At 60.8% G+C, this 22,303-nt stretch carries 23 protein-coding genes; 11 read left to right on the top strand and 12 right to left on the bottom strand.

Going from position 1 to position 22,303, the window contains the following annotated elements:
• Positions 1-2 precede the first annotated feature (2 nt).
• Genes ACOJTD_RS14265 through ACOJTD_RS14245 form a run of 5 tightly spaced genes read left to right on the top strand, consistent with a single transcriptional unit; the run spans position 3 to position 5,990 of the window.
• Positions 3-1,064 carry a methionine ABC transporter ATP-binding protein gene (locus tag ACOJTD_RS14265; protein ID WP_420133558.1) on the top strand — a complete coding sequence of 354 codons (1,062 nt, stop codon included), beginning with the start codon at positions 3-5 and terminating at the stop codon, positions 1,062-1,064.
• Complete coding sequence (locus ACOJTD_RS14260) at positions 1,018-1,719, top strand: methionine ABC transporter permease (RefSeq protein ID WP_420133557.1); 702 nt, start codon at positions 1,018-1,020, stop codon at positions 1,717-1,719. Before ACOJTD_RS14265 ends, ACOJTD_RS14260 begins: the two co-directional genes overlap by 47 nt.
• A 32-nt stretch (positions 1,720-1,751) precedes the next feature.
• Complete coding sequence (locus ACOJTD_RS14255) at positions 1,752-3,065, top strand: O-acetylhomoserine aminocarboxypropyltransferase/cysteine synthase family protein (RefSeq protein ID WP_420133556.1); 1,314 nt, start codon at positions 1,752-1,754, stop codon at positions 3,063-3,065.
• Positions 3,066-3,093: 28 nt separating this feature from the next.
• Positions 3,094-4,599, top strand: coding sequence for a nitrogenase component 1 (locus ACOJTD_RS14250; RefSeq protein ID WP_420133555.1), 1,506 nt, complete (start codon positions 3,094-3,096; stop codon positions 4,597-4,599).
• 11 nt (positions 4,600-4,610) lie between these two features.
• Positions 4,611-5,990 (top strand): nitrogenase component 1, encoded by a 1,380-nt coding sequence (locus ACOJTD_RS14245; RefSeq protein ID WP_420133554.1) that lies wholly within the window; start codon positions 4,611-4,613, stop codon positions 5,988-5,990.
• A 16-nt stretch (positions 5,991-6,006) separates the two neighbouring features.
• On the opposite strand, the gene ACOJTD_RS14240 is transcribed toward ACOJTD_RS14245, so the two are convergent.
• The 3 genes from ACOJTD_RS14240 to ACOJTD_RS14230 form a co-directional block, all read right to left on the bottom strand.
• Positions 6,007-7,101 (bottom strand): threonine aldolase family protein, encoded by a 1,095-nt coding sequence (locus tag ACOJTD_RS14240; RefSeq protein WP_420133553.1) that lies wholly within the window; start codon positions 7,099-7,101, stop codon positions 6,007-6,009.
• A gap of 135 nt (positions 7,102-7,236) precedes the next feature.
• Entirely contained in the window at positions 7,237-7,650 is a 414-nt protein-coding gene (locus ACOJTD_RS14235; RefSeq protein WP_420133552.1) for a hypothetical protein, read from the bottom strand.
• A gap of 191 nt (positions 7,651-7,841) precedes the next feature.
• Positions 7,842-8,459, bottom strand: coding sequence for an RNA polymerase sigma factor (locus ACOJTD_RS14230; RefSeq protein ID WP_420133551.1), 618 nt, complete (start codon positions 8,457-8,459; stop codon positions 7,842-7,844).
• Between the two features lie 353 nt (positions 8,460-8,812).
• Between ACOJTD_RS14230 and ACOJTD_RS14225 the strand changes: the two genes are divergently transcribed.
• The 3 genes from ACOJTD_RS14225 to ACOJTD_RS14215 are packed head-to-tail and all read left to right on the top strand — an operon-like array spanning position 8,813 to position 12,452.
• Positions 8,813-9,247 carry a plasmid mobilization protein gene (locus ACOJTD_RS14225; protein WP_420133550.1) on the top strand — a complete coding sequence of 145 codons (435 nt, stop codon included), beginning with the start codon at positions 8,813-8,815 and terminating at the stop codon, positions 9,245-9,247.
• Positions 9,244-10,515, top strand: a complete 1,272-nt coding sequence (locus ACOJTD_RS14220) for a relaxase/mobilization nuclease domain-containing protein (protein WP_420133549.1) — start codon at positions 9,244-9,246, stop codon at positions 10,513-10,515. The genes ACOJTD_RS14225 and ACOJTD_RS14220 overlap by 4 nt, the downstream gene beginning before the upstream one ends.
• 11 nt (positions 10,516-10,526) lie before the next feature.
• Complete coding sequence (locus ACOJTD_RS14215; RefSeq protein ID WP_420133548.1) at positions 10,527-12,452, top strand: type IV secretory system conjugative DNA transfer family protein; 1,926 nt, start codon at positions 10,527-10,529, stop codon at positions 12,450-12,452.
• A 300-nt stretch (positions 12,453-12,752) separates the two neighbouring features.
• On the opposite strand, the gene ACOJTD_RS14210 is transcribed toward ACOJTD_RS14215, so the two are convergent.
• Both ACOJTD_RS14210 and ACOJTD_RS14205 read right to left on the bottom strand, forming a co-directional pair.
• Positions 12,753-12,911, bottom strand: coding sequence for a hypothetical protein (locus tag ACOJTD_RS14210; RefSeq protein ID WP_420133547.1), 159 nt, complete (start codon positions 12,909-12,911; stop codon positions 12,753-12,755).
• Positions 12,908-13,111: a hypothetical protein gene (locus ACOJTD_RS14205; protein ID WP_420133546.1), complete on the bottom strand. Its 204-nt coding sequence runs from the start codon at positions 13,109-13,111 to the stop codon at positions 12,908-12,910. Before ACOJTD_RS14205 ends, ACOJTD_RS14210 begins: the two co-directional genes overlap by 4 nt.
• A gap of 278 nt (positions 13,112-13,389) precedes the next feature.
• Here ACOJTD_RS14205 and ACOJTD_RS14200 point away from each other — a divergent pair, with 278 nt between their 5' ends.
• A complete protein-coding gene (locus ACOJTD_RS14200; protein ID WP_420133545.1) occupies positions 13,390-13,851 on the top strand; it encodes a hypothetical protein in 462 nt (153 codons plus the stop codon).
• 1 nt (position 13,852) lies between these two features.
• On the opposite strand, the gene ACOJTD_RS14195 is transcribed toward ACOJTD_RS14200, so the two are convergent.
• Positions 13,853-14,443, bottom strand: coding sequence for a tyrosine-type recombinase/integrase (locus tag ACOJTD_RS14195; RefSeq protein WP_420133544.1), 591 nt, complete (start codon positions 14,441-14,443; stop codon positions 13,853-13,855).
• A 296-nt stretch (positions 14,444-14,739) separates the two neighbouring features.
• Here ACOJTD_RS14195 and ACOJTD_RS14190 point away from each other — a divergent pair, with 296 nt between their 5' ends.
• Positions 14,740-15,144 (top strand): hypothetical protein, encoded by a 405-nt coding sequence (locus tag ACOJTD_RS14190; RefSeq protein WP_420133543.1) that lies wholly within the window; start codon positions 14,740-14,742, stop codon positions 15,142-15,144.
• A 63-nt stretch (positions 15,145-15,207) separates the two neighbouring features.
• The gene (locus tag ACOJTD_RS14185; protein WP_420133542.1) at positions 15,208-16,098 is read left to right on the top strand and encodes a hypothetical protein; all 891 of its coding nucleotides are present in this window, start codon (positions 15,208-15,210) and stop codon (positions 16,096-16,098) included.
• A 416-nt stretch (positions 16,099-16,514) separates the two neighbouring features.
• On the opposite strand, the gene ACOJTD_RS14180 is transcribed toward ACOJTD_RS14185, so the two are convergent.
• From ACOJTD_RS14180 to ACOJTD_RS14155, 6 genes are all read right to left on the bottom strand, one after another.
• A complete protein-coding gene (locus tag ACOJTD_RS14180; RefSeq protein ID WP_420133541.1) occupies positions 16,515-16,871 on the bottom strand; it encodes a DUF6876 family protein in 357 nt (118 codons plus the stop codon).
• Positions 16,872-17,487: 616 nt separating this feature from the next.
• Positions 17,488-19,041, bottom strand: a complete 1,554-nt coding sequence (locus tag ACOJTD_RS14175; RefSeq protein WP_420133540.1) for a hypothetical protein — start codon at positions 19,039-19,041, stop codon at positions 17,488-17,490.
• Positions 19,038-19,748 carry an HNH endonuclease gene (locus tag ACOJTD_RS14170; RefSeq protein WP_420133539.1) on the bottom strand — a complete coding sequence of 237 codons (711 nt, stop codon included), beginning with the start codon at positions 19,746-19,748 and terminating at the stop codon, positions 19,038-19,040. Before ACOJTD_RS14170 ends, ACOJTD_RS14175 begins: the two co-directional genes overlap by 4 nt.
• Before the next feature lie 157 nt (positions 19,749-19,905).
• Complete coding sequence (locus tag ACOJTD_RS14165) at positions 19,906-21,540, bottom strand: ATP-binding protein (RefSeq protein WP_420133538.1); 1,635 nt, start codon at positions 21,538-21,540, stop codon at positions 19,906-19,908.
• 3 nt (positions 21,541-21,543) lie between these two features.
• Positions 21,544-21,969, bottom strand: coding sequence for an EcoRII N-terminal effector-binding domain-containing protein (locus tag ACOJTD_RS14160; protein WP_420133537.1), 426 nt, complete (start codon positions 21,967-21,969; stop codon positions 21,544-21,546).
• A 2-nt stretch (positions 21,970-21,971) separates the two neighbouring features.
• The coding region (locus ACOJTD_RS14155; protein ID WP_420133536.1) for a helicase-related protein at positions 21,972-22,303 on the bottom strand (332 nt) is incomplete at its 5' end.

Genomic DNA, 22,303 nt, shown 5'->3' with positions numbered 1-22,303 from the left:
CGATCCAGATCGAGCGGTTGAGCAAGACGTTCTCGCAGGCCGCCGGCCCGGTGCTCGACGACGTGTCGCTGACGATCAGGCCCGGCGACATTCACGGCATCATCGGGCGGTCCGGTGCCGGCAAGAGCACGCTGGTCCGCTGTATCAATCTGCTGGAGCGGCCGAGCGCCGGGCGGGTGATCGTGTCGGGCCGCGACATCACCGCTCTGCGCGGCCGTGCGCTGCGCCAGGCCCGCCGCGGCATCGGCATGATCTTCCAGCACTTCAACGTGTTGTCCGCCTATACGGTGGCCGGCAACGTCGCGCTGCCTTTCAAGGTGGCGGGGCTGCCGCGCGCGGAGATCGCCCGGCGGGTGCCGCCGCTGCTCGAACTGGTCGGCCTCGCCGATAAGGCCGATGCCTATCCGTCTGAGCTCTCGGGTGGCCAGAAGCAGCGCGTCGGCATCGCGCGAGCACTGGCGCTCGATCCGTCGGTGCTGCTGTGCGACGAGGCGACGTCGGCGCTTGATCCGGAGACCACCGACCAGATCCTGGCGCTACTGCGCGACATCAATCGCAAGCTCGGGCTGACGATCGTACTGATCACGCACGAGATGGAGGTGCTGCGCGACATTGCGGGGCGCGTCGCGGTGCTGGATCACGGGCGCGTGGTGAAGGAGGGCACGACCTTCGACGTGCTGGCGTTTCCGAAATCTGCCGTGGCGCGGTCATTTCTCGCGGGCCTCGTGGCGCACGAACTGCCGCCCCAGGTCGAGCATCAGCTTCTGCCCGAGCCCGTTGCTGACAGCGATCCGGTGCTGCGCATCGTCTTCACCGGGCACGCGGCACACGATCCGATCGTCGCCGAACTGGTCTCACGCTTTCAAATCCGGCCCAACATTCTGCACGGCCGGATCGACTATGTCGGCGATCGGCCGCTCGGTGTGCTGACGCTGGTCGCCAGCGGGGTGGGCGGCAGACTGCCGGCGGTGCTGTCTCATCTTTGTTCGCTTGAACTGTCCGTGGAAGTGATTGGTCATGCCGTTCGATCTGTTGCCGCCCGCCGTCACGGCGCTGCTGTTTGAGTCCTTCAAGCAGACCGCCTATATGGTCTCGATCGCCGCCGTGGTTTCGACCGCGCTGGGCTTGCCGCTCGGTGTGTTGCTGGTGGTGACGTCGCCGGGCCACATCCTGCCGCTGCCGATCTTCAATCGCGTGCTCGGCACCGCCGTCAATCTGGTGCGCTCGACGCCATTCATCATCCTGATGGTTGCGATCATTCCGTTCACGCGCGTCGTCGCCGGCAGCTCGGTCGGCACCAGCGCGGCGATCGTGCCGCTGACGGTGGCGATCACGCCGTTGTTCGCGCGGCTCGCCGAAACCGCGATGCGCGAGGTCGATCGCGGCCTGATCGAGGCGGCCGAGGCGATCGGCGCATCGCCGCTGCAGATCATCGCCCGCGTGATCATCCCCGAAGCGCTGCCGAGCATCGTCGCCGGGCAGACCGTCGCGCTGGTCAGTCTGATCGGCTACTCGGCGATGGCCGGCACCGTCGGCGGCGGTGGCCTCGGCGATCTCGGCGTCCGCTTCGGCTATCAGCGCTTCATGCCAGAAGTGATGATCGCGGTCGTGATCGTGCTCGTCACCATTGTTCAATCCATTCAGTTGCTCGGCGACGCGGCGGCGCGCGCCGTCAATCACCGCATCGCGCGCGGCAAGCGATCGGCCTCGCGCGCATAGCTCACGCCGCTGCTTCATTTCGGAGAAACATCATGTCGCTGCAAACCGTTCAACCGCTTCATCCCGCCAATCTCGACACGCTGGCGCTGCACGGCGGCTCGTTCCGCGCTGATCCCGCCACCGGCGCCACGCAGGTGCCGATCTATCAAAGCACGTCGTTCGACCTGCAGACCACTGAACGCGCCGACCGGCTGGTGAATTTCGAGGAGTTCGGATACGTCTATTCGCGGATCGGTAATCCGACCGCGCACGTGCTGGAGGAGCGGCTGGCTGCCCTCGAAGGCGGCGCAGCGGCATTGGCGCTGGCGTCGGGGCAGGCGGCCGTGGCGCTCTCGGTGCTGACGCTGGTGCAGGCCGGCGACAACATCGTCACCGGGACCGATCTTTATGGCGGCACCTGGAATTTCTTCGCCAACCGGCTGAAGCAGTTCGGCATCGAGGCGCGGTTCGTCGATCCGTCCGATCCCGAGGCGTTCCGCGCCGCCACCGATGATCGCACGCGTCTGTACTTCGGCGAGACGCTGCCGAACCCCAAGCTTAACGTGTTTCCGATCCGCGAGGTTGCCGATATCGGCCGTGGCTTCGGCATTCCGCTGATTATCGACAACACCGCAGCGCCGCTGCTGGCGCGGCCGATCGACCACGGTGCGGCGATCGTGGTGCATTCGGCGACCAAGTATATTGGCGGCCACGGCACCACGATCGGCGGCGTGATCATCGACAGCGGCCAGTTCCCGTGGGAGGAGTTTGCCGACCGGCATCGGCTCATCACCGGGCCGGACCCGTCCTATAACGGCCGCACCTGGCCCGATATCGCGCGGCCGTTCGGCCCGGTGGCCTACGCCTTCGCGGCGCGCGCCGGCCTGTTGCGGGATCTCGGCCCGGCGCTGTCGCCGCAGAACGCATTCCAGCTCATTCAGGGTGTCGAGACGCTGCCGCTGCGCATCCGCCAGCAGACCGCGAACGCGGCGCGCGTCGCCGACTATCTGGCGCAGAATCCCAAGGTCGCGAACGTGATCTATCCAGGCCTGCAGAGAGGCGAGGCGCGGCGCCGCGCCGATACGTATCTCAAGGGCGGCTATGGTGCGCTGGTCGGCTTCGAACTGCCGGGCGGCTTCGCGGCGGGCCGACGCTTCATCGACTCGCTGAAGCTCTTGTTCCACGTCGCCAATATCGGCGACGCCCACAGCCTCGCGATCCATCCGTCGTCGACCACGCACGCCCAGCTCGCGCCGGACAAGCAGCTCGCCGCCGGCGTCACGCCCGGCTACGTGCGGCTGTCGATCGGCATCGAGAGCGTCGACGACATCATCGCCGACATCGCCCAGGCGCTCGACGCCACCTGATAGCTGCCAGCGAACCGAGAGGTGCGCCATGGCGCTCAATTTGAAGAATCCCCAAGTCGAAACCCGCGACCAGCGGCTCGGCACGATCACCCAATGGGACGGCCGCGCCGGGCAGCTCGTCAAAGATTCGGCCTTCACCTATGGCTGCGTCAAGGGCTGCGATAACGGCGGGCGCCGGCTGTGCGAACAGTCGACGCCGTTCGCCCAGGCGTCGATGTGTGCGGAGCACATCGCGGTCACCAACGCCACCATCATCCAGGATTCGGTCGTGGTGCAGCATTCGCCGATCGGCTGCGCGGCGAGCCAGTCGTTCACCGCGCGCTACTATCGCGATTTGGCGGCGCGGCGCGGCTGGAAGCTCGAAGACCCGAAGTCGATCTGCACCAATCTGGGCGAGCAGGACATGGTGTTCGGCGGCGTCGCGCGGCTGGAGGACACCATTCGCGACGCCTATGAACGGCACAAGCCGCGGGTGATCTTCGTCGCCACCTCCTGCGCCACCGGCATCATCGGCGACGACGTCGACGGCGCCGCCAAGCGCGTCGGGGACGAGATCGGCATTCCGGTCGTCACGTTGCATTGCGAGGGCTTCAAGTCGAAGCATTGGTCGAGCGGCTGGGACGTGATCGAGCACGGCATCCTGCGCCGGCTGGTGCCGCAGCCGCCGAGCAAACAGCCGGACCTGATCAACGTCATCCATCTCGGCGGCCCCGACGTGTTCTCGCCGCTGCTGGATCCGCTCGGGTTGCGGGTCAATCTGGTGATGGGCGGCAATACGCTGGAGCGGCTGGCGCAGATGTCGGAGGCCGCGGCGACGGTGACGATGTGCTTCGTGCTGTCCTATCTCGCCACCGGGCTCGAACAGGAGTTCGGCGTGCCGGAGGTGAGGGCGCCGCTGCCCTATGGGCTTCACGCCACCGATAATTGGCTGCGCGACATTGCGCGGCTGACCGGCAGGTCCGACAAGGTCGAGGCGGTTATCGAAAGCGAGCGGGCGCGGATCGCGCCGGAGCTGGCGCGGCTGTGCAAGGCGCTGGCCGGCAAGCGTGGCTTCGTGGCGGCCGGTGCCGCTTTCGCGCACGGGCTGATCACGGATCTGCGCGAACTCGGCGTCACCGTCGACGATGCGTTCTCGTTCCACCACGATCCGACCACCGACTCCGGCGACCCGCAGCAGGACTCGCTCGGCCATCTGGTCGACGCCTGGGGCGACATTCCGAACTACACGGTGAGTCCGGACCAGCACTTCCAGGCCCACGCCGCGCTGCTGCGGGCCAAGCCGGACTTCGTGATCTGCCGCCACACCGGCACGTTGGCGGTGCTGGCCGGGCGAATGGGCATTCCGGTGCTGCCGATCTTCTATTCCAACGACGGTCTTGGTTACGAGGGCCTGCTGACCATCGGCCGCGCCATCCTGCGGGTGCTGCCGCGCAAGCGTTTCTATGCCGACGTCGCCGCGCACAGTTCGTTCCCGTATCAGCCGTGGTGGCTGGCCTCGACCGATCCCTACGCGCCGATCACCGAGCCGGCCTAAGAGAGATCACCATGCTGTCTCCCGTCACCAACGCCCAGGATCCCACCGGCGCGTTTTGCGCTTCCCCAGGTGCGATCGAGCAGGTGCGCTATGGCTGCAGCCTCGGCGCGCTGGCCAGCGTCATCGCCATTCCGGGCGCGGTCCCGATCACCCATTGCGGGCCGGGCTGCGCCACCAAGCAGTTTCATGCGCTGTCCGGCATCAACGGCTATCAGGGCGGCGAATTTCATGTGCCGAGCGCCAATCTCGGCAATCAGGAAGTGATCTTCGGCGGTGCCGACAGGCTCGACGAATTGATCGCCTCGACCTTGAAGGTGATGGAAGCCGATCTGTTCGTGGTGCAGACCGGCTGCATTCCGGGCCTGGTCGGCGACGATGTCGGCAGCGTGGTGCGCAAATATCAGAAGCGCGGCGTGCCGATCGTGGTCGCCGAGACCAGCGGCTATCGCGGCAACAATTTCACCGGCCACGAGACGGTGATCCGCGCCATCATCGATCAGTTCGTCGATGCGGGCGATGCGCCGCTCCAGCATGGCCTGGTCAACGTCTGGTCGCTGTTGCCGTATCAGAACCCGTTCTGGCGCGGCGATCTCGCCGAGGTCCGCCGCATCCTCGAGGGCATCGGCCTTCAGGTGAACATCCTGTTCGGCCCGGCATCGGCCGGCGTCGCGGAATGGCGCGCGGTCGCGCGTGCGCAATTCAATCTCGTGCTGTCGCCATGGCTCGGGCTCTCGACCGCGGCGCATCTCGAGGATCTCTACGGCCAGCCATTCCTGCACGAGCCGACGATCCCGATCGGCGCCAAGGCGACCAGCGCGTTCCTCCGCCGCGTCGTGGAGTTCGCCGGCCTCGACCGTGCCCGCGCTGAAGCGTTCATCGCGCAAGAGGAGAAAGAGCACTACATCTATCTGCGCGACTTCGCGTGCTTCTATGCCGGCTCGACCAGCCAGTACCGGCTGCCGTCGCAGGCGATCGTGGTCAGCGAGAGCGCCTATAATCTCGCGGTGGCGAGCTTCCTGGTCGAGCAGCTCGGGCTCAATCCGGGGCCGTTCGTTATCAGCGAAAATCCACCGGAGGAACTGCGCGAAACGATCCAGAAGCAGTACCGTGCGCTCGCCGATCATGCCGGCGCCGAAGCGGTGTTCGAGCAGGACGGCAAGCGCATCCACCAGATCGTGCGCGCCACCGATTTCACTGGCGAATTGCCGATCGTGTTCGGCTCGACCTGGGAGGCGGCACTGGCCGACGAGATCGGCGCGCCGCTGGTGGAGATCGGCTATCCATGCACCGACGAGGTCGTGCTGTCGCGGTCTTATGTTGGTTATCGCGGCGCGCTGCAGTTGATCGAGCGGACCTACACCACGGTGGTGCGCGCCAGCACCATGAGCTGAAGATGCATCCCCCCCGTTAGGCGACGGCGGATATGGTGATAGCGTCTGCGCCGCGGACGATGTCGCCGACGATCTCCAGCGTCTCTTCGATCATCGCCGCCGAAACATCGAGATGCGTACAAGCGCGCAGCCGGCCGCCGAGAACCGAGATCAGCACGCCCCGCGCGCGCAGCGCAGCGACGAACTGCTCGTCGGACAGGCCGGTGTCGGTGACGTCGAAATACACCAGATTGGTTTCCGGCGGCGGCGCGATTACGCCGTCGATTGTCGCTAGGCCCTCGGCGAGAAGCCGTGCATTGATGTGATCCTCGGCCAGCCGATCGACATTGTGGTCGAGCGCGTACAGGCAGGCGGCGGCGCAGATGCCGGCTTGGCGCAGTGAGCCGCCGAGCCGCTGCTTCCAACGCCAGACCTCATCGATGAAGTCGCGCGATCCCGCCAACACCGCACCGAGCGGCGCGCCAAGGCCCTTGGAAAAATCGATCCACACCGAGTCCCAGCCGTGGGCCATCTGTCGTGGCGATACTCGGTGAGCGACACAAGCGTTGAGTAACCTGGCGCCGTCCATATGCGTCGCCAGTCCGTTGTCGCGCGCGATCGCGACGATCGCGTCGAGCGCGGACGTGCTCCACACCGCGCCGCCGCCGAGATTGGTCGTCTGCTCGACGCTCACCAGCGTCTGTTTGGCCTGGTGGCGATCGGGAGGACGCAGAGCCGCTCGCAGCGCTTCCGGTGTGAACTGTCCGCCGCCGCCTTGCAGCGGCTTGATCTGCAGTCCGCCGAGTGCCGCGTGGGTGCAGCCCTCGAGCGAGACGATATGCGCAGTCTCATGGGCGATGATCTCGTCGCCGGGGCGGCAGTGCGACAGCGTCGCGGCGATGTTGCAGATCGTTCCCGAGGCCATGAACACCGCGCCTTCCTTGCCGAGCAGATCGGCGACGCGATCGCACAGCGCGTTGACCGTGGGGTCAGCGCCGATCTGTTCGTCCCCGACGGCCGCTTCCGCTATGGCGGCGCGCATCGCCTGGCTCGGAGTCGTCTGCGTATCCGAGAACAGATTGATGCGGACCGGCGGCAGAAGCGGGTCGTCGGGGACGGGAGCGTAAACCATGGCCGGCTCGCGGACGCTTCTATCGGCGCTCGGCGACTACGATCTGCGCGGCGTCCAGATCACCGCCTCGGGCTTGACCTGAGTGGGGGATCAGGCCTTCGGCGTGGAAGACCTCGGCAATCGACTGCTGTTTGGTCAGGCCGGCAGGCGTGACGCGATCGACCGCGTAGCGAGGCCGTCCAAACCGTCGACGAGTATGCGGGTTTTGGTTTGGTGGAGCGTGCTGGTGATGAACGGATCCCACGCCACACACGTATCGACGTTGTGACTCACGAACGCCGCCCGTCTGCCGCCCGGCGTCAGATACGCCGGAGACATGTCCTTGAAGTGGGCGCCGAAGTCGATGCTGCTGACATTGATGGATTCCAGAAGCGGCAGCCCGCTGGTCAATTCGTTCCAGGTCACCTCGACGCCCGGCGGCGCCGGCGCCTTCGCCGGTTCGCCGTTCGCTTTGAGGATCGCGATCAGCGTCGAGGATCGCTGATAGCCGATGCGAACGGTGTCGGACTGCCGAGATTGCGCGGCGGCAAGGCGAGGAAAGAGCGCCATCGTCGACAGAGCCAGAGCAGTCAGTAAAGGTGCGGTGAAGGATCATCGCGTCTCCTTGTCGGTCCTGGCCCGTCTCGCCGCGATCGTCGATCAATCGCCCGGACGAGTAGCATTGTGCAAGCTCGGGCGACCCGCGGGAATTATAGAATTGTGGGCGCAACGGTGTGGCGGTTCTCGAGCCTCTCGCTCGACTAGAAAGACATTCTCCAATCTTCGTAACGGCCGATCGGCACCAAAATCAGCCTGGAAACGCGCCGCCTGAACCGGGCTCTCGCCAGTTCAACTGCTGTCGATCGTCTCTCGGCGCCAGACCGGTGCCGCGCTTGGAGGTGCGCGATCGGGCCAGGTGCGTTGTCGACCTGGGTCGGATTGCGTGGGCCTGGCGACGGCGAGGCGTCGTCGCATCCGCTGTCCGGACTGGACGCCATCCAAAGATGCCTGCAGGCAATGGGCAAGCGGGATTGGCTGGCTGGCCGACTGCAGGTCGGGTTCGTGAAGCGAGAAGCTGCAGGCCGCGATCTCTCGTTGTTCTCTGAGCAGGGCGGCGACAGAGGCACACACGCGCGGATAGCGGCCCGTCGCCGCGCGTTCCGGATATGACCGCGCAAGATCGCGAACAGCCATCCAGAAAGATTGTCGTCCTCGAACCGGTCGGCGCTCCGCAGCGCGGTGACGATCGTGTCCTGGACGAAATCGTCCGGCGAACCGAACTGGCCGCGCGTGCCGATCCAGTACGTCGCCTGCCGGCACAGGGCCGGGCGCAGCGTCACCACCCGCTCGATGAAATCCGTAGCCAAACCTGCCGACATCGCCGCTCCTTGCGTCTGGCGGCAACCTGGGAGGATCCGATAACGCTCCCTAGGACTTTTGTCCTAGATTGTTGACCGGGTCGTGTGACGACAAACCTGGTCAACAATTTAGTATCGCCGGTTGGGTTGAAGTTCGAACTTTCGTCCAACCCCTCCGCCATAAAACGTTGATTGTATTTTACAAAATCTGTTGGCAGGCAAACGCGCGATTTGCAACCATAGGGCGAAAGTACGTTTCAGCCTAACCACCACTTGATGGTATCGAACCCAGACTTTGAAAAGCTGTTCGACACCCTAGCAGATTGGAACCACCAACTTAAACACGCAAAAATAGACCTTCAGGGGCCACGGCCATGACCGACGCCCCAAAGGTCCGTGACCGCAGCGCTCCGCTGTCGGTCCGTTTCAGCGACGCCGAAAAGGCCCGGCTGGCTCAACTGGCCTCAGGCCAGCCCCTCGGGCAGTACATCCGAGAGCGCGTGCTTGGGAGCGAATTGGCCCCGCGACGCGCTGTGCGGGCTCCCCTGAAGGACGCAGACGCCCTCGGACAAGCGCTTGCGCTTCTCGGTCGGTCGCGACTGGCCAGTAACCTCAAACAGATCGCCAAAGCGGCGAACCAGGGCAGCTTGCCGGTTACGGCTGAGCTGGAGGCCGACCTGCGGCTGGCCTGCTCGCAGGTCTTCGAGATGCGCTGCCTCCTGCTGCGGGCTTTGGGGGTTCACCTCGTTTCGGACGCCATACCCCTATCCGGGGCGTTCGCGCAGGCTGCGGAGGAGCTACAGCCATGATCCTGAAAGGATCCCAGCGTGGCGGGCCAAAGCAACTGGCTGCCCATTTGCTCCATCAAAGGGATAACGATCATATCGTGGTCCATGAGGTGCGTGGCTTCATGGCGAGCAATCTGCAAGGAGCGATGCTCGAAGCGGGTGCAATTGCCAAAGGCACGCGCTGCCGTCAGCCAGTCTTTTCGCTGAGCCTCAATCCGCCCAAAGAGGTGGACGTGCCGCTGTCGGCATTTCTCGATGCCGCAGACCGGGCGGAAGAGACCTTGGGTCTCAAGGACCAGCCCCGCGCGATCGTCATCCATGAAAAGGAAGGTCGTCGCCATGCGCATGTGGTCTGGTCCCGGATCGATGCCGATCAGATGAAGGCGATCAACCTCTCGCACTACAAGAACAAGCTGCGCGAGCTTTCGAAGGAGCTCTATCTCGAACACGAATGGAAGTTGCCGGAGGGTCATCGCGAGAACGGCTGGAAGAACCCGCTCAATTTCACGCTGGCCGAATGGCAGCAGGCCAAGCGCCTCGATCTAGACCCGCGGGAGATCAAGCAGGTTTTCCGTGACGCCTGGGACCGGTCGGACAATCTGGCGAGCTTCAGGCAAGCGCTGGAGGAGCGCGGGTACTATCTCGCCAAAGGCGACCGGCGCGGCATCGTCGCCACGGATATGAGCGGTCAGGTCTATGCCGTTTCCCGCTGGTCCGGGATCAAAACCAAAGAGCTAAAGGAGCGGTTGGGCGACGGCGCGCAATTGCCATCTGTGGCAGAGGCCCAAGCAGGCATTGGTAAGCAATTGTCGGCGGGACTGCGCAAGCAGTTGGAAGCCGACAAGAACGACCAAAAGGCACAGCTCGACGCCGCGAAGAATGATCTACGCAAGGTCGTGATGAAGCAGCGCGCCGAGCGCGCGCAACTGTCGTCACGTCAGAAAACACGCCAAGCCATGGAAGCCAAAGAGCGTGCTGGCAAATTCCGGCGCGGGCTCGGGATCGTCCTCGATGTGCTGAGTGGCCGTCTCTTTAAGCTCCGCAAGCAGAACGAAGCTGAGGCCTACGCGTCGTTCGTCCGCGACCGCCGGGAAACGGACCAACTGCACGACGCGCAAGCCAAAGAGCGCGCGCCCTATCAGGAGCGAATCGACTCGTTAAGAACTCAGCAGAAGGCTGACCGAGCGATGCTCGCCAGGCAACTCGCGGTCATTCTCGACATAAGACGGACGCAGGGCGGCAGAGATCGCGAACGCGAAGCCGATCAAGAATTGCAGCTCGGGATGTAGGGAGGATAGTGATGCCAGAAATTATCGATAATGACACTGGTCTGCCCGTCCTGCTCCAGCCGGACAACAGGCAGTTAGGGACGGCTGATTGGTACCGCGGCGGCGGAACCGCCGTCGGGCCGTTCAAGATCGGAAACTTCTATCTTGGCAGATCGGAAGACGGTCGGCACATCGGTGTGACCGATAACCGTCATGCTCTGATCGTATGCAATACGCGCGGCGGCAAAGGTGTCTCCGTCATTGTTCCCAATCTTTGCCTGTGGCCGGGCTCGGTGGTCGTGATCGACCCCAAGGGCGAGAATGCCATGGTGACTGCGCGACGGCGCGGAGCCGGGTCCAAATTCTGCAAAGGCCTCGGCCAAACCGTTCGGTTGCTCGATCCATTCGATGTCATGGGCCTGGCCGATAGTGAGAAAGCGAGCTTCAATCCGCTCGATGCCTTGCATCCGGACAAAGAAGAATCGGTCGACGAAGCTGCGCGCATTGCGGATTCGATTATCGTCTCGGAACGTTCCAGCGATCCGTTCTTCGATGAATCCGCCCGCGCGTACTGGAAGTTCGTGCTGCTGCATCTGCGCACCTCGCCAGACTTTTCGCCCGAAGAACGCAATCTCATCACCGCGCGGGCGCTCATCATGGCGGGTGACGAAAAGGCCGCTCTTTTGGCGGCTCTCGCAACCGACAAGAATGCGCCATCGGCGTTCTCCCTTCTCTTTGCAGCAATGAAGCGCAACCCGGCATTCAACGGTGTCGTTGCTCGCGGCGGTGCCATGCTCGCCCATATGGAAGAATCCTCGCCCAGGCTCTTTGGATCGGTCGTCCAGGTTGCGACCACGCATTCCGATTTCCTGGATAGTCCTGCGATGGCACGGGTGGTCTCAAAATCCACCTTTCAGCTATCCGAACTTAAAACCAATCCCAGAGGCACCAGCCTCTATATCAGCCTGCCGCAGCGATACATGGAGACCCACAGCCGCTGGCTGCGCATGATGACGACGCTCGTCGTTACAGAGATGGAGCGGGTCAAAGGTCAACCGGCCTGCGGCCATCCGGTGATGATGGTGCTCGATGAGTTTCCCGCGCTCAAGCGTATGCGTGTGCTGGAAAACGCAGCTGCGCAGATTGCAGGCTTTGGCGTGAAGCTCGTCTTCGTCGCGCAGACCCTCGGGCAGCTCCAGGAGAACTACGACAAGAACTGGGAAACACTGATCGCCAATGCCGGTGTGAAGCTGTTCTTTTGCAACGACGATTATTTCACCAGAGAATACGTATCGAAATCTATTGGCGAGCGGGAGATCGTGCGCACGCTGGCCAGCGCAAGCAAATCGACCGGCAGCAGTTACTCTTTCACAATGGGTTTCAGCCAATCCTATTCTTCTTCCGTGTCGCAAAGCGGTGGAAGCGCCAGCAGTTCGACCACCTATTCGTCGTCTTTTACGACGGGCCGCAGCGAGACGGAAACCACCGGGGTCTCCCAAAGCCTACATAAGCGCTTTCTGGTCACGCCCGATGAAGTGGGGCGATTGTTCGGCAATCCGGAGGACATGAAGGCAATCGCCCTGATATCCGGCCATCAACCGATGGCGCTCCAACGGACGCCGTATTTCAAGGAAGAGTATTTTGAGGGCACGTTTGACCGCCATTGCGATCATCCGGCTCCCCCTGACGGCGATGCTCTTTGGCTCCGACGTGGCATTCGAAGCTTGGTGAGAGAATATGTCGGAGAGTGCGATTACCAGCGTGCGCAGGAAAGACGAAAAAGAGAGGAAGCTGAAGCGCAGGCCCGCAAAGAGCACGAGAAAGCCCGAAGGATCCTCGCAGAAGCAGCACGATTCAAAGCCGAGCGCCGGGCTGAGTACTGGGCCTGTTTCAAGATGACGGTCGGCACGGTTCTCATCATCACCGCGATGTGGGGGTGGACATGGATGCACCGGTAAAGCCCTTGGATCAGGCTGGAATTCAAGCGTGCGGCGGCGGATTTTGGTGTGCTCATTGCGAAGGCACGGCCTCACAGCAACATGCTGAAGGCTATCGTTGTCCTGTCGGTTACGTCGATCAATGAGGATTACGCGGACGTCGTCATTCTTGCCAACCCTGACCTCGTCGACGAATGGCATGCCGTGGCGACTGATGTCGATATGAAGCACCTCGCGCATTTTGAGTGCCTTCAGGAAGCAGCCAATATTTGCGAGAATCGCGGGAAGCGGCGGGGCCAATCGGGGCCCGCCTTTGAGGGGTTAGCTTGTTGTTTCGATTGTTCCGTCGCGGATACGCAGGATGATGCCGTCGTCGAGCACGAAGACCGTATCAGCCCCCCGTAGCGCCCGCTCGAGCTTCGTCTCGAACGGATTGTCTGCGGCTTTGTCTTTGCGTCGCGGGAGCGTGCGGAAGGTCATTGCTGACCTCCCTCGGCTTGCTCGTGCTCGCGCACGACGACACGTCCGTCCAACGGAATTGCGTCGAGCTTGAGGCTTAAGCCTTTGCCGTCTCGATTGGGCCAGCCGGCGCCGATGCGGTTCCAGCGGGCCTTATCGCCTTCGCCCAGCACTTGCCAGACGATGTGCGTCGGACGATTGGTTTCTTTGGTAGTAGTCATGTTCATCTCCATTTTTGAGACCGGACCTGATTGCCCGGCCTTATGGGGACGACAGAAGCGGCGACGATCACGCGCCGTCACACAGGCAACACGGGAGCGCATGCGAATGGAGCGGACAGGCCTGTTGATGGAACAGCGTGCAACTGACGCTTAAGAACCCATGACTAAGGACGAGCAAGCATGGGCTGGTCATAGCCGGAGATGCCACTCAACCAAGAAACAAGAGCCGTGACGGCGGCAGGATGGTCAAGGCTATGATAGGCCCGGAAGGAGCGCCAATGGACGTAACCAAGGATTGGTTCTGGGAAGGCAACGTTGTCGAGGCACTCGCAAAGCAGCTGGAGCGGGACGGCTGGACCATCGTCACCAAAGCCAACACGCATTCAAAGGAGCGCGGTGTCGATATCCATGCGGAGCGATCCGGGCGAACCTTGCTGATCGAAGCAAAAGGCTTCCCGTCGAAATTCTATCGGGATCCGGAACGAGCGAGCGAGCAAAAGCCGACGAACCCGACCAACCAGGCGCAACAATGGTATTCGCACGCACTCCTTAAAGCGATGCGTCTACAAACGAAACATCCGGGCGCGCTTGTCGCTTTGGCGTTTCCGGACTTTCCGCGTTACCGAGCGCTATATGAGGAAACGCGCGGCGGATTAGACAAGCTGGGCGTGGCTCTCTTTCTCGTGAAAGAGGATAGTCAGGTCGACTCCTTTGGTTTAGGGCCCACGTCCAAGCAGTGAGTTATTGCCACATCCGCTCGGCAATCTCGCGCTCCTCCGCGCCGATGACCTGCAAGTAGATGGCCGTCGTTGTCATGCTCGCGTGGCCCATCCAACGCTGAACGAGGTTTAAGGGAATGCCGCTCCGGATGGCGTGGACGCCAAATCCGTGACGTAGACCTTTTGGGGTCGCGTACAGTCCCGGACCGATTGAAGCTTCCGCCATGACGGCCTTTACCAGTTGCCACGCGCGGCTTCTGGACCAGGGCCAGAGGCGTTCGCCCGGCGTGGATAGGTCGTGAACCGCCTGCAAGAGCTCGATCAGCGAGGCCGGAACGGGCAGCTGCCGAATGACGATGGCCTTTTTCCGCTTTTTCAGGCTGCGCAGCGCAATCGATCCTTCGCTGGCTTCGATGCTCGCCGAAAACAGGTCCAAAGCTTCGCTGATACGGCACCCCGTCATGGCGAGGACCAGGCAAAGCGTCCGCAACTTTGGCCGGGGGCATTCCAAGGCGGCGGCTATGAAGCGTACTCGCTCGGCTGCGTTCACATACTTGCGCTGGCCGGTCGGCGAATAGAGACTCACCGCATAAGACTGGGAAATCGTTTGCATTTTCTCGCTCCTTCCGACGACGATGTCGTCGAAAGTGCGACAGTCTTGCCTATTCTGTTGAGTGGCCGCGAAAGGCTTATTCTGCGCCGGTTTAGCGCGACCGATAGGACAAATTCTACCATGCAGGTTCTGGCGGATCAACGATTCCGGCTCCAAAATATGTGATGCGACAGAATAGGCAATTCTGTTGAGTGACGTCGGAATGCTGCATCAAAGCCTTGGGAGTTAGCTCAGGGCTTTTTTGATTCTGGGACCTTGTGAGGCGCGGACCGTGATCAACAGTGGAGTCACGTCCTATGAGCGCCTCTATCTCACAATCTGATATCGCGCAGTGGAATCATCTGCGGGATATCCACGACGTCCAGCCTCTGAACGAACACGACCGCGCATGTCTCGACGCTGTGCGTGGCGTCCTTGAGCGCTTCGACCGCCTAGATCGTTTTGGGGTCAATCTACTGCACAAGCACTTCGAAATGGCCAGCGACGAAATCCTGGTCGAACAGGTCGACGAATTGGGCCGCAAGCTGGTGACCAAGCCGGTCAAGGTTGAGGTCGTCCGCGACGAGATGCCAACCGCCTATGAAACACAATGGCACTGGCTGCGCGGATCGGATGGGGCGGTCTCGCTAATCTGCGTGTCGCGGTGCTTTCCCGGTAACTACGAGTCGCCCGGCCATGTGAGCCAACACACAGGCTGGTGAGCAATCGACGGGGCTGATTAACCGGCCCCGTCTCTTCTTTATTCCAAAACCGGAAGCAACCTCATGAAGCGACATCTGATCGCCGCAACCCTTGTGTTGACGGCAAGCGTACCAGCTCACGCCCAGCAGGGTGAAATCCAATGGACCCAGACGATCAACGTGCCTAAGGGCCAGAATATGCCGCGTGACCGCGCTGATATCCTGGGACTCGAACTCGGCGACTCGTATGACGAGGCAAAAGCCAAGATTCAAAATCTTGCCGCTGAAGGCATCCAGCCAAAACCTGCGGGCGGCAGCGCTGCGGACCGGATGGTGGCCAGGATGAACGGTCAGCGCAGCGGGCCCCAGCCGATGCGCGAAGAGCGGCGCATCTACAATTTCAAAGCGCCGGGCGCGAACTCGACGATATCCGCCAGCTTCGTACAGAAAATCGAGCTATCGCGTGAGCTGCCGTCGGCGAAGGGAAAAATCAGCGACTCGCTTGCCGTCCATTTCAGTGCGCCGTCGTCGGGACATCAGATCATCGGCGTGACGCGGTCGATCACCTATGGAAGTGATGGCGATCAGCCTCTGATTTCCGATACGCTTGCGCAGCTCAAGAAGAAGATGCAGTTCGAGCCCCAAGCCATCAATGCGGGCGGCGTCAAGTACCGGTTTCAGTTCAATGATGGCAACCCCTACGCTCCACCAAAGCCTACGCTGACCTCCTGCCTGCCGGGATATGGCGTCGAGTACGCTGGCGGCTTGAAGAACGTGAATGAATCGGGCGACTGCGACGCATTCCTTGAGATGAGCGCTCAGACCGGCATTTCGTCCAATCACGCCAGCATTCTCTTTTTCACGCTGAGCGACAACGACCGGACCAAGGCTAACCTGACCGCCGATTTTACGTTCCTGACGGAGTACGTTGAGAGACTACAGCAGAACACGCGCGGCGCACCGCCGAAACTTTAGGTTCGCTATGTCCAAGCCAACACGACGCGACGTGGTCAAGGCTGCGGCAGCTATTGTCGCAGCCACGGCCTTGCCATTCAACAAGGGGCCTTCCGCAAAGTTCGCAACGCTCTGGCAGGAGTTTGAGCAAGCCTTATCGGTGTTTCGCCGCGCGCGCCTGGCTTCTCGGCTCGCGCGGCCTCGGATTTTCGCCGACGTTCGGAAACGCGGCTTCGGGTCGTTTTTCACATCACCGGAGATAAGGGCGCGCAGCGCCGCCCGGCAAACTGCTCAAGCGCTCGCGGAGCAGATATTCAGGCTACCTGCGGCGAATGAGGCGGAGGCATGGTTTCAGAAGGTGGCATCGGACATCTACGAGAGCGAGCTGGGCGGATCACCGGTCGCGAGGACCTGTTGTCCGCCCGGCTATCGCGACATCAGTACTCGGTCGGCAACAGGATGACGCCATCCGTGAACCATAGCGCCACGCCACATGCCGGAAAATCCGTGAATGGAATATCCTTGGTGTAGACAAGGCCGTCATTGCCGTCTGTGCAGGTAAGCGTTCCGCTCCCATCCTGCACGTCCAGCTTCCAGACCTGAAACGCTTCAGCCCGGACTGGCAAGTGACTGATTTGAGCGAGTGCGATCTCATCGAGCAGCCAATACGCGCCTGCGTGATCTGCGACATACTTCGCGCCATCGGTGAAGAGCACGTTTCGATTGAGTGGGTGGCGGTACCACTGCGTCGTCCCGGTGAACTGGTGCAGGTCTGTAAGCTTGGTGTCATTCATGTTTGCCTCTCATGGTTTTTGGTTGCGCATGCAACCGACTAGCCACGCGGCAATGAGCGGGGATTTCCGTCACAGGCCCGGATGCAAGGCTGGCGCGGGCTGGAGCGCAGCGACGACACGGGCCGCAGCATCCGGCAACGCTTGGCCTTGACGGCAAAAGGGGCGGCACGCCCCCCTGGAAGAAAGAGGCACCCGCAGGAGCGTCAGCATAGCGCCGCCTATAGGCGGGACGCGGGACCGAGTGCAGCCGCGAGACCGGCTAAGAAGGCACCCGGACCGAGGGCAGCGATAGCGACGCCGGTACGGCGGGACCGAGGCCGAGTGCCTCCGGCGAGTGGCGCAATGTTACCTTCCGCAAGGGATCGTCACCGGATGGACGAGACAAACGTTCCGCATCTTCGCGGCAACGGCTTGGCTCGATGGAGCAACGCGGAATAGAGCCCGGTCGGCGGAGCCGATGCGCACGAATAACTTTATAAGTCGGCTACACCTTCCGGTAAGCGCTTGAACCATTCGAGAATATCGGCGATGGCGATTAGCGTTTTTCGTCCGGACTTTCGGACGGGGATACGCGCTTTCTTGATCTCCACATAGAGCGTGCTTTTGCCGATCCAGCCTAGTGCTGGGATGCGCTGTTCGCATCGGCCCGAAGAAGTTCCGGGAAATATCGCTCCCTAATCGCCTTGTTGCTCACGAGAGCACGCTCAATCTCAAGAATTGAGAAGTGCAGTTCTTCAATGCCTCGCTTTGTGCAGATCGCCTCACATTTGTCGTAAAGCGTCGCGTCGATCGGGGCGTTCGTCATGACGCCGAATCCTTCGGCGGAATACATATCCAGCATGTCGCCGATGTCATTTACCTTCCGGCCGGACAGCGATGAACCACCATTGATGAGCTTGCACTGAAAAATCCACTTCTTGGGCTTGTGCATCGGCCCTCGCGGCAGCTCGCGGACCTCGATATCCCGGCCGCCGTCTCGTGAGCGCGATTTGCCGAGTTTGCGCACGGTGTCGGCATCGAATTTCGGGTGGGCAACCAGCAAATCATAGCAAAGCAGTTCGAATTGCTCGTCGGAAAGGCGCTCCCATTTAAATTGATCAGATACACCCAGACCCACTCTTGCCATCAGACCGAGTGACAATTTGGCCAATTCATCATGAACCCGTTTTACCTGAACTCCATTTAGTGGCTTCGTATCGTACAAAAGGTGGCGGTATGATCCATCATTTACGATGATCAATGAACCGCTTTGATGGATAGAGCACAGTTCACGCAACGGCGGCGCCCGGTGGGCCGACACCTCTGCCAGGTATGGGGAATGCGTGAACGATGCGTCGAGCCACTCGAACGGATCCGTTGCCCATGCATCATCATCCTTTGCCAAATCGAAACTGGCACACACGCGAGACTTGAAATACTGGTTCATCGGGAAATATGCGGTAATGCCATCTGCCTGAACAAACGACTGTCCACCAACAGAGAAGATCTCGCCGCCGACAAATTCAGAAATACGAAACCGCTGGCCGGAAGCCGCGAAGAAATCATCGATGGGCACATCCGAAGGCAAAAGCCAGCCGTCCTGCGATGCGTAGCAACGGTGCCCTACAAGCCAGCTTAATGCAGACTTGTGAAATCCAAGCTGGCGTTCCGGGTGCTTTCTGATTTGCTCAATATAGAATTCCGGCGCTTCAGATTTATAGTGATCATAGGCGCCGTTGATGAGATTGGCGTAGTAGGTATCAACGAGATCTGGGAAGTCCGTCCTGTGATCGTCGATGGCGTCTTCAAAATCAGCGACTTCATTCCGGAGATTCTGCGAACGTTGAATGTGCGCATCATCATCGCTGCCCTGGAAAATCAGTATGCAGTCTTCTACTGTGCTACGGATCGATTCACGAGTGTTCAGAAGGGTCAGCAAAATCCCAACGTTAAACTTGTCGGAGACTTCCTCAGCTGCTGGCGCCGTACCATGCGCCGAAAGTCGCCTCGCTGCCCATATGGCATCGATATAATCGCTGCATATATCAACATGCATGTTGGTTCGGTTGATGCTTGGAAGAGGAAGATAGAAAATAATCCTGCCGCGGGCTAGCGACCCGATTTGCTCCAGCTCGACGAAGCTGAGATCGGCAAGGTTCAGCTCAAGCGTGCCAGCTTGCTGAGCTGTCATGAACTGACAGCTTCACCGTCGGCCCTTGTTTGATTTGGGCGTCCGGTCATGCTTTCCTGTATTTCATGGATGGCAAGCGGAGGATTGCGCGTATGTGCGACGGCATGGCAATTGGGGCAAAGCGGTATCAAGTCAACCGCCGGATTGATTAGGTAATCGCTGCCAATGGCGTGAACGGGCGTGACATGGTGCACCTCAATCAACGTGGCCGCAACATCTCCGTATTGCTCCGACATCAGCCGATTGCACGCCTTGCAGCGGTAACCGTGAATCGCCAGGGCAGCCGCTCTGTTGCGCCGATCCCGCTCATAGCGGTTTACAGCAACGAGGGTTTTTGCACCTTCAGGAAAGCCGGCGACATCGGCGATTTGCTGCTCATCTGCCTCCAGCGGCAGCAGCGCAAATATTGCAGCGGCGAGTCGGCTGGTCCATTGCAGGAGGAGGCGCGCTTCAAGTTCGGCGTCACCGGAATTAACCGGCAACTGTCCGCGTGACAGCGTAGCGGTGAAATTTGTCCAGTCTGCTTCCCAGATGGCGGCGTCCGGAGGCGAGTATTGAACGTCGGCGATATTGAATCTGACTTCTGCACCTCCAGCGATGCATGCGGCAAGTACGCTCTCGCAAATCCCGCGCGCTTCCCTCGATGCAGTCCGCATGGTTCCGAGTAATTCGCCTGCATAAGCTCCTGGGACGAATGAAACCTCCACCGACCGCCATCCCAGCCGCGCCCGGAGCCGAAACGTTTGGCTGGAAGGGTGGTCTGCCGGTGTGAGTTCCAGTTCATCCTGCCCGTTGTTTCGGACCGTTCGGCACGCAAGATGTAAGCCAGTCTCTGCGGTCACCAACTGGCCAAACAGTCGTGGGTCAGGCAGCATTTGATTCTTGCTCGGCTTCGGGTTCTGCCTCCGCCTCCGGCATGCCTTCAACCAAGGCCCTCAGGGTCTTGGAAATTTCAAACCGCATGTCTTGGAAATGCTTAATCGTAGTCGCATCGATGGTGGAAAGCTCGGCGACTGCGAGGGCCCACATGAGTGAATCCAGTCCCTGTAGGGTCACACTGCGGTTTAGGTTGGGCACGTACACCTTCTCATAATAAGGATGCGATGTGTTGAGGCGCACGGCCTTGTGTCCATCGACGATGCCAGGTTCAAAAAGCAGTCCATCGTTGATGGAAGGCACCGGCTTGATAAACACTTCTCCAGGTCTTGCCGCGCTGGAAACCGGAAGCATCAACTTCAGCTTGCCTTTGGCATTCTCGATTATGACTTCGCCAGTCGAGGCATTGACGACGCTTACATTCGCGCCGGAGCCGGCAACCGCCTCCCTGCCACGAATGTTGTTGTTCGAGGTATCATGCGCGCCAGATGCTGCCTTTCGCCCGATCTCTTTCTGTTTGCCTTCGCGATAGCGGCGGTCGGCCTCCCGCCGTGGCGCGGGAAGGAATTCTTCCTTGAGCCATTTCCAGATGTCTTCGTTGAGGATGATCTGTGACTTTTTGATATCCAGATGAAAGGCTTCGTCGAGTTTGTGATCGAATGAAAACTCAACCCGCAGCAACGTTCCATGAGGCTCTTTCTGGAACATGTCGAGCCAGTCGGCCTCGTGGATCAGCCGGTTTTCGCGATAGATGTAAATGCCCTGCATGTCCGACGAAAGGCGCGCGGCGGCAGCGGATTTTTGGTCCGGAAATTCCTCGCGACGCGGGAGAACGTATGCCTTGACCGAAAAGGTGGCCTGAGTTCCAGATGCTGTCTGGACGGGAATATCTTTCTGTCCGAGAACCTCGGAGGTGCCGGCGAGAAAAGGATCCCACGCGCTCAGTGGCGTCCCGTTGAGCCGCATCGACACGTTGGGCGCCCGCGTGTCATTTGGATCAAGAAATCGTTGGTAAACCATCGCAAGATGATCCCGCAATTCATCGATCTTCCGGTCAAGCGCCTTGCGCGCGGGTTTCCCTCCCGGCGTGCTGTAGTCCTTGATGAGACGATCCACACGCGACCAAGTGACAACCGTGCCCGGATGGTTCGCCGCTACTTCCTCAAGGTGATCCACCGCTTCAACGTCCGGCGTATCGGTAATCAAAACTTCCCATTTTCCTACTTGGCCAACGTGGTCGAGATCCCAAGTAATCATGGTTGGAGGCACGCTCGAGGAATTGCGCGACGTCACGGAAAGCCGTCGCGCGAACGCGGTTGATGCCGTCTTGAGTCCAAGACCATATTTTCCGAGGCTTGCCGCGCTCGGCCTTACCCGCGCGCCATAACGCATGGCGTTGCGCAATCCGCCTTCGTCCATGCCTTCGCCGTTGTCGGCAATCGAAACATGGATGTTGCCGCGAACATCAGCATCTACCTTGATGTCCACAGCGCTTGCATGGGCTGCGATGGAGTTGTCCACGATATCGGCAATCGCCGTATTGAATTCATAGCCCGTATCGCGCAGGCCCTCGATCATGCGCTTGGGGTCTGGAATCAGTTCCTGTGCAATTTCATTTGCCATTGTTCATTTTCCCCCATCCATCTGGATGACGCGCCATCCGGATCCGAGCTTCAGGACACCAGTGTCTGTAAATGCCGGCTGGTTCTTCCGGCTGTAACCGACGTGGTAGTTGTCCTCGTTATCGCGCCGGAGGATAACCTCGTCCCCAATGTCCAGACCCGCTTCACGTATGTAGCGGGTCATTCGCGTGAGTCGATATTCATTTCTTGTCCCGGAAAATAGGCCATTGTTGTAGTATATGAAAGCAAATTCCCAGTTTACTGCTGCCTCATCACGAAAGAACAGATGGCATCGCGGATTGTATTGCGCTGCATCAAGCGGCGGAAAGAATGAAAGAAGGCGGGGATCCCGCGGGATTAGGATTCCGGCCTGATGGCCCCCGGTGGCGCCAGTGTCATTTGCACTAAGGATTTTCGATATTGTTCGCATCGCTAGGCCTGAATGGGTGAACGCTGGAGTGCTTGGAGAATGTCGGCGTAATCTTCGTCGCGGCCCGTTACGCCGACGATGGCGGCTTGTGAAAGTTCACGCTTGCGCATCGCGCGGTCATTGACGATCTCTTCAACGGTGCCGGCGCAATAGAGTCGGTGGATCGTAACCGGAAGGGTCTGGCCTCGGCGGTGCGCCCTGGCGGAAGCCTGATCTTCAAGCGCCGGATTCCATTCGAGATTGTAATGGATGACGTGGTTGGCTGCGGTGATGTTGAGTCCCGCGCCGCCTGCCTTGGGGTTCAGGACGAGCGCGGCTGCGCCACCCGAGGCCG

This window comes from Rhodopseudomonas sp., from assembly GCF_048594845.1.
GTDB lineage: Bacteria > Pseudomonadota > Alphaproteobacteria > Rhizobiales > Xanthobacteraceae > Rhodopseudomonas.
This window is presented reverse-complemented; position numbering and strand designations above follow the sequence as displayed.

What these genes read in the sequence shown, in the direction of transcription:
- ACOJTD_RS14175 (WP_420133540.1), bottom strand. Translation starts at nt 19,041, where the DNA reads ATGACAGCTCAGCAAGCTGGCACGCTTGAGCTGAACCTTGCCGATCTC.
- ACOJTD_RS14200 (WP_420133545.1), top strand. Translation starts at nt 13,390, where the DNA reads ATGGACGTAACCAAGGATTGGTTCTGGGAAGGCAACGTTGTCGAGGCA.
- ACOJTD_RS14205 (WP_420133546.1), bottom strand. Translation starts at nt 13,111, where the DNA reads ATGACTACTACCAAAGAAACCAATCGTCCGACGCACATCGTCTGGCAA.
- ACOJTD_RS14245 (WP_420133554.1), top strand. Translation starts at nt 4,611, where the DNA reads ATGCTGTCTCCCGTCACCAACGCCCAGGATCCCACCGGCGCGTTTTGC.
- ACOJTD_RS14250 (WP_420133555.1), top strand. Translation starts at nt 3,094, where the DNA reads ATGGCGCTCAATTTGAAGAATCCCCAAGTCGAAACCCGCGACCAGCGG.
- ACOJTD_RS14165 (WP_420133538.1), bottom strand. Translation starts at nt 21,540, where the DNA reads ATGGCAAATGAAATTGCACAGGAACTGATTCCAGACCCCAAGCGCATG.
- ACOJTD_RS14240 (WP_420133553.1), bottom strand. Translation starts at nt 7,101, where the DNA reads ATGGTTTACGCTCCCGTCCCCGACGACCCGCTTCTGCCGCCGGTCCGC.
- ACOJTD_RS14210 (WP_420133547.1), bottom strand. Translation starts at nt 12,911, where the DNA reads ATGACCTTCCGCACGCTCCCGCGACGCAAAGACAAAGCCGCAGACAAT.
- ACOJTD_RS14195 (WP_420133544.1), bottom strand. Translation starts at nt 14,443, where the DNA reads ATGCAAACGATTTCCCAGTCTTATGCGGTGAGTCTCTATTCGCCGACC.
- ACOJTD_RS14255 (WP_420133556.1), top strand. Translation starts at nt 1,752, where the DNA reads ATGTCGCTGCAAACCGTTCAACCGCTTCATCCCGCCAATCTCGACACG.
- ACOJTD_RS14235 (WP_420133552.1), bottom strand. Translation starts at nt 7,650, where the DNA reads ATGGCGCTCTTTCCTCGCCTTGCCGCCGCGCAATCTCGGCAGTCCGAC.
- ACOJTD_RS14185 (WP_420133542.1), top strand. Translation starts at nt 15,208, where the DNA reads ATGAAGCGACATCTGATCGCCGCAACCCTTGTGTTGACGGCAAGCGTA.
- ACOJTD_RS14215 (WP_420133548.1), top strand. Translation starts at nt 10,527, where the DNA reads ATGCCAGAAATTATCGATAATGACACTGGTCTGCCCGTCCTGCTCCAG.
- ACOJTD_RS14180 (WP_420133541.1), bottom strand. Translation starts at nt 16,871, where the DNA reads ATGAATGACACCAAGCTTACAGACCTGCACCAGTTCACCGGGACGACG.
- ACOJTD_RS14220 (WP_420133549.1), top strand. Translation starts at nt 9,244, where the DNA reads ATGATCCTGAAAGGATCCCAGCGTGGCGGGCCAAAGCAACTGGCTGCC.
- ACOJTD_RS14225 (WP_420133550.1), top strand. Translation starts at nt 8,813, where the DNA reads ATGACCGACGCCCCAAAGGTCCGTGACCGCAGCGCTCCGCTGTCGGTC.
- ACOJTD_RS14160 (WP_420133537.1), bottom strand. Translation starts at nt 21,969, where the DNA reads ATGCGAACAATATCGAAAATCCTTAGTGCAAATGACACTGGCGCCACC.
- ACOJTD_RS14230 (WP_420133551.1), bottom strand. Translation starts at nt 8,459, where the DNA reads ATGTCGGCAGGTTTGGCTACGGATTTCATCGAGCGGGTGGTGACGCTG.
- ACOJTD_RS14190 (WP_420133543.1), top strand. Translation starts at nt 14,740, where the DNA reads ATGAGCGCCTCTATCTCACAATCTGATATCGCGCAGTGGAATCATCTG.
- ACOJTD_RS14260 (WP_420133557.1), top strand. Translation starts at nt 1,018, where the DNA reads ATGCCGTTCGATCTGTTGCCGCCCGCCGTCACGGCGCTGCTGTTTGAG.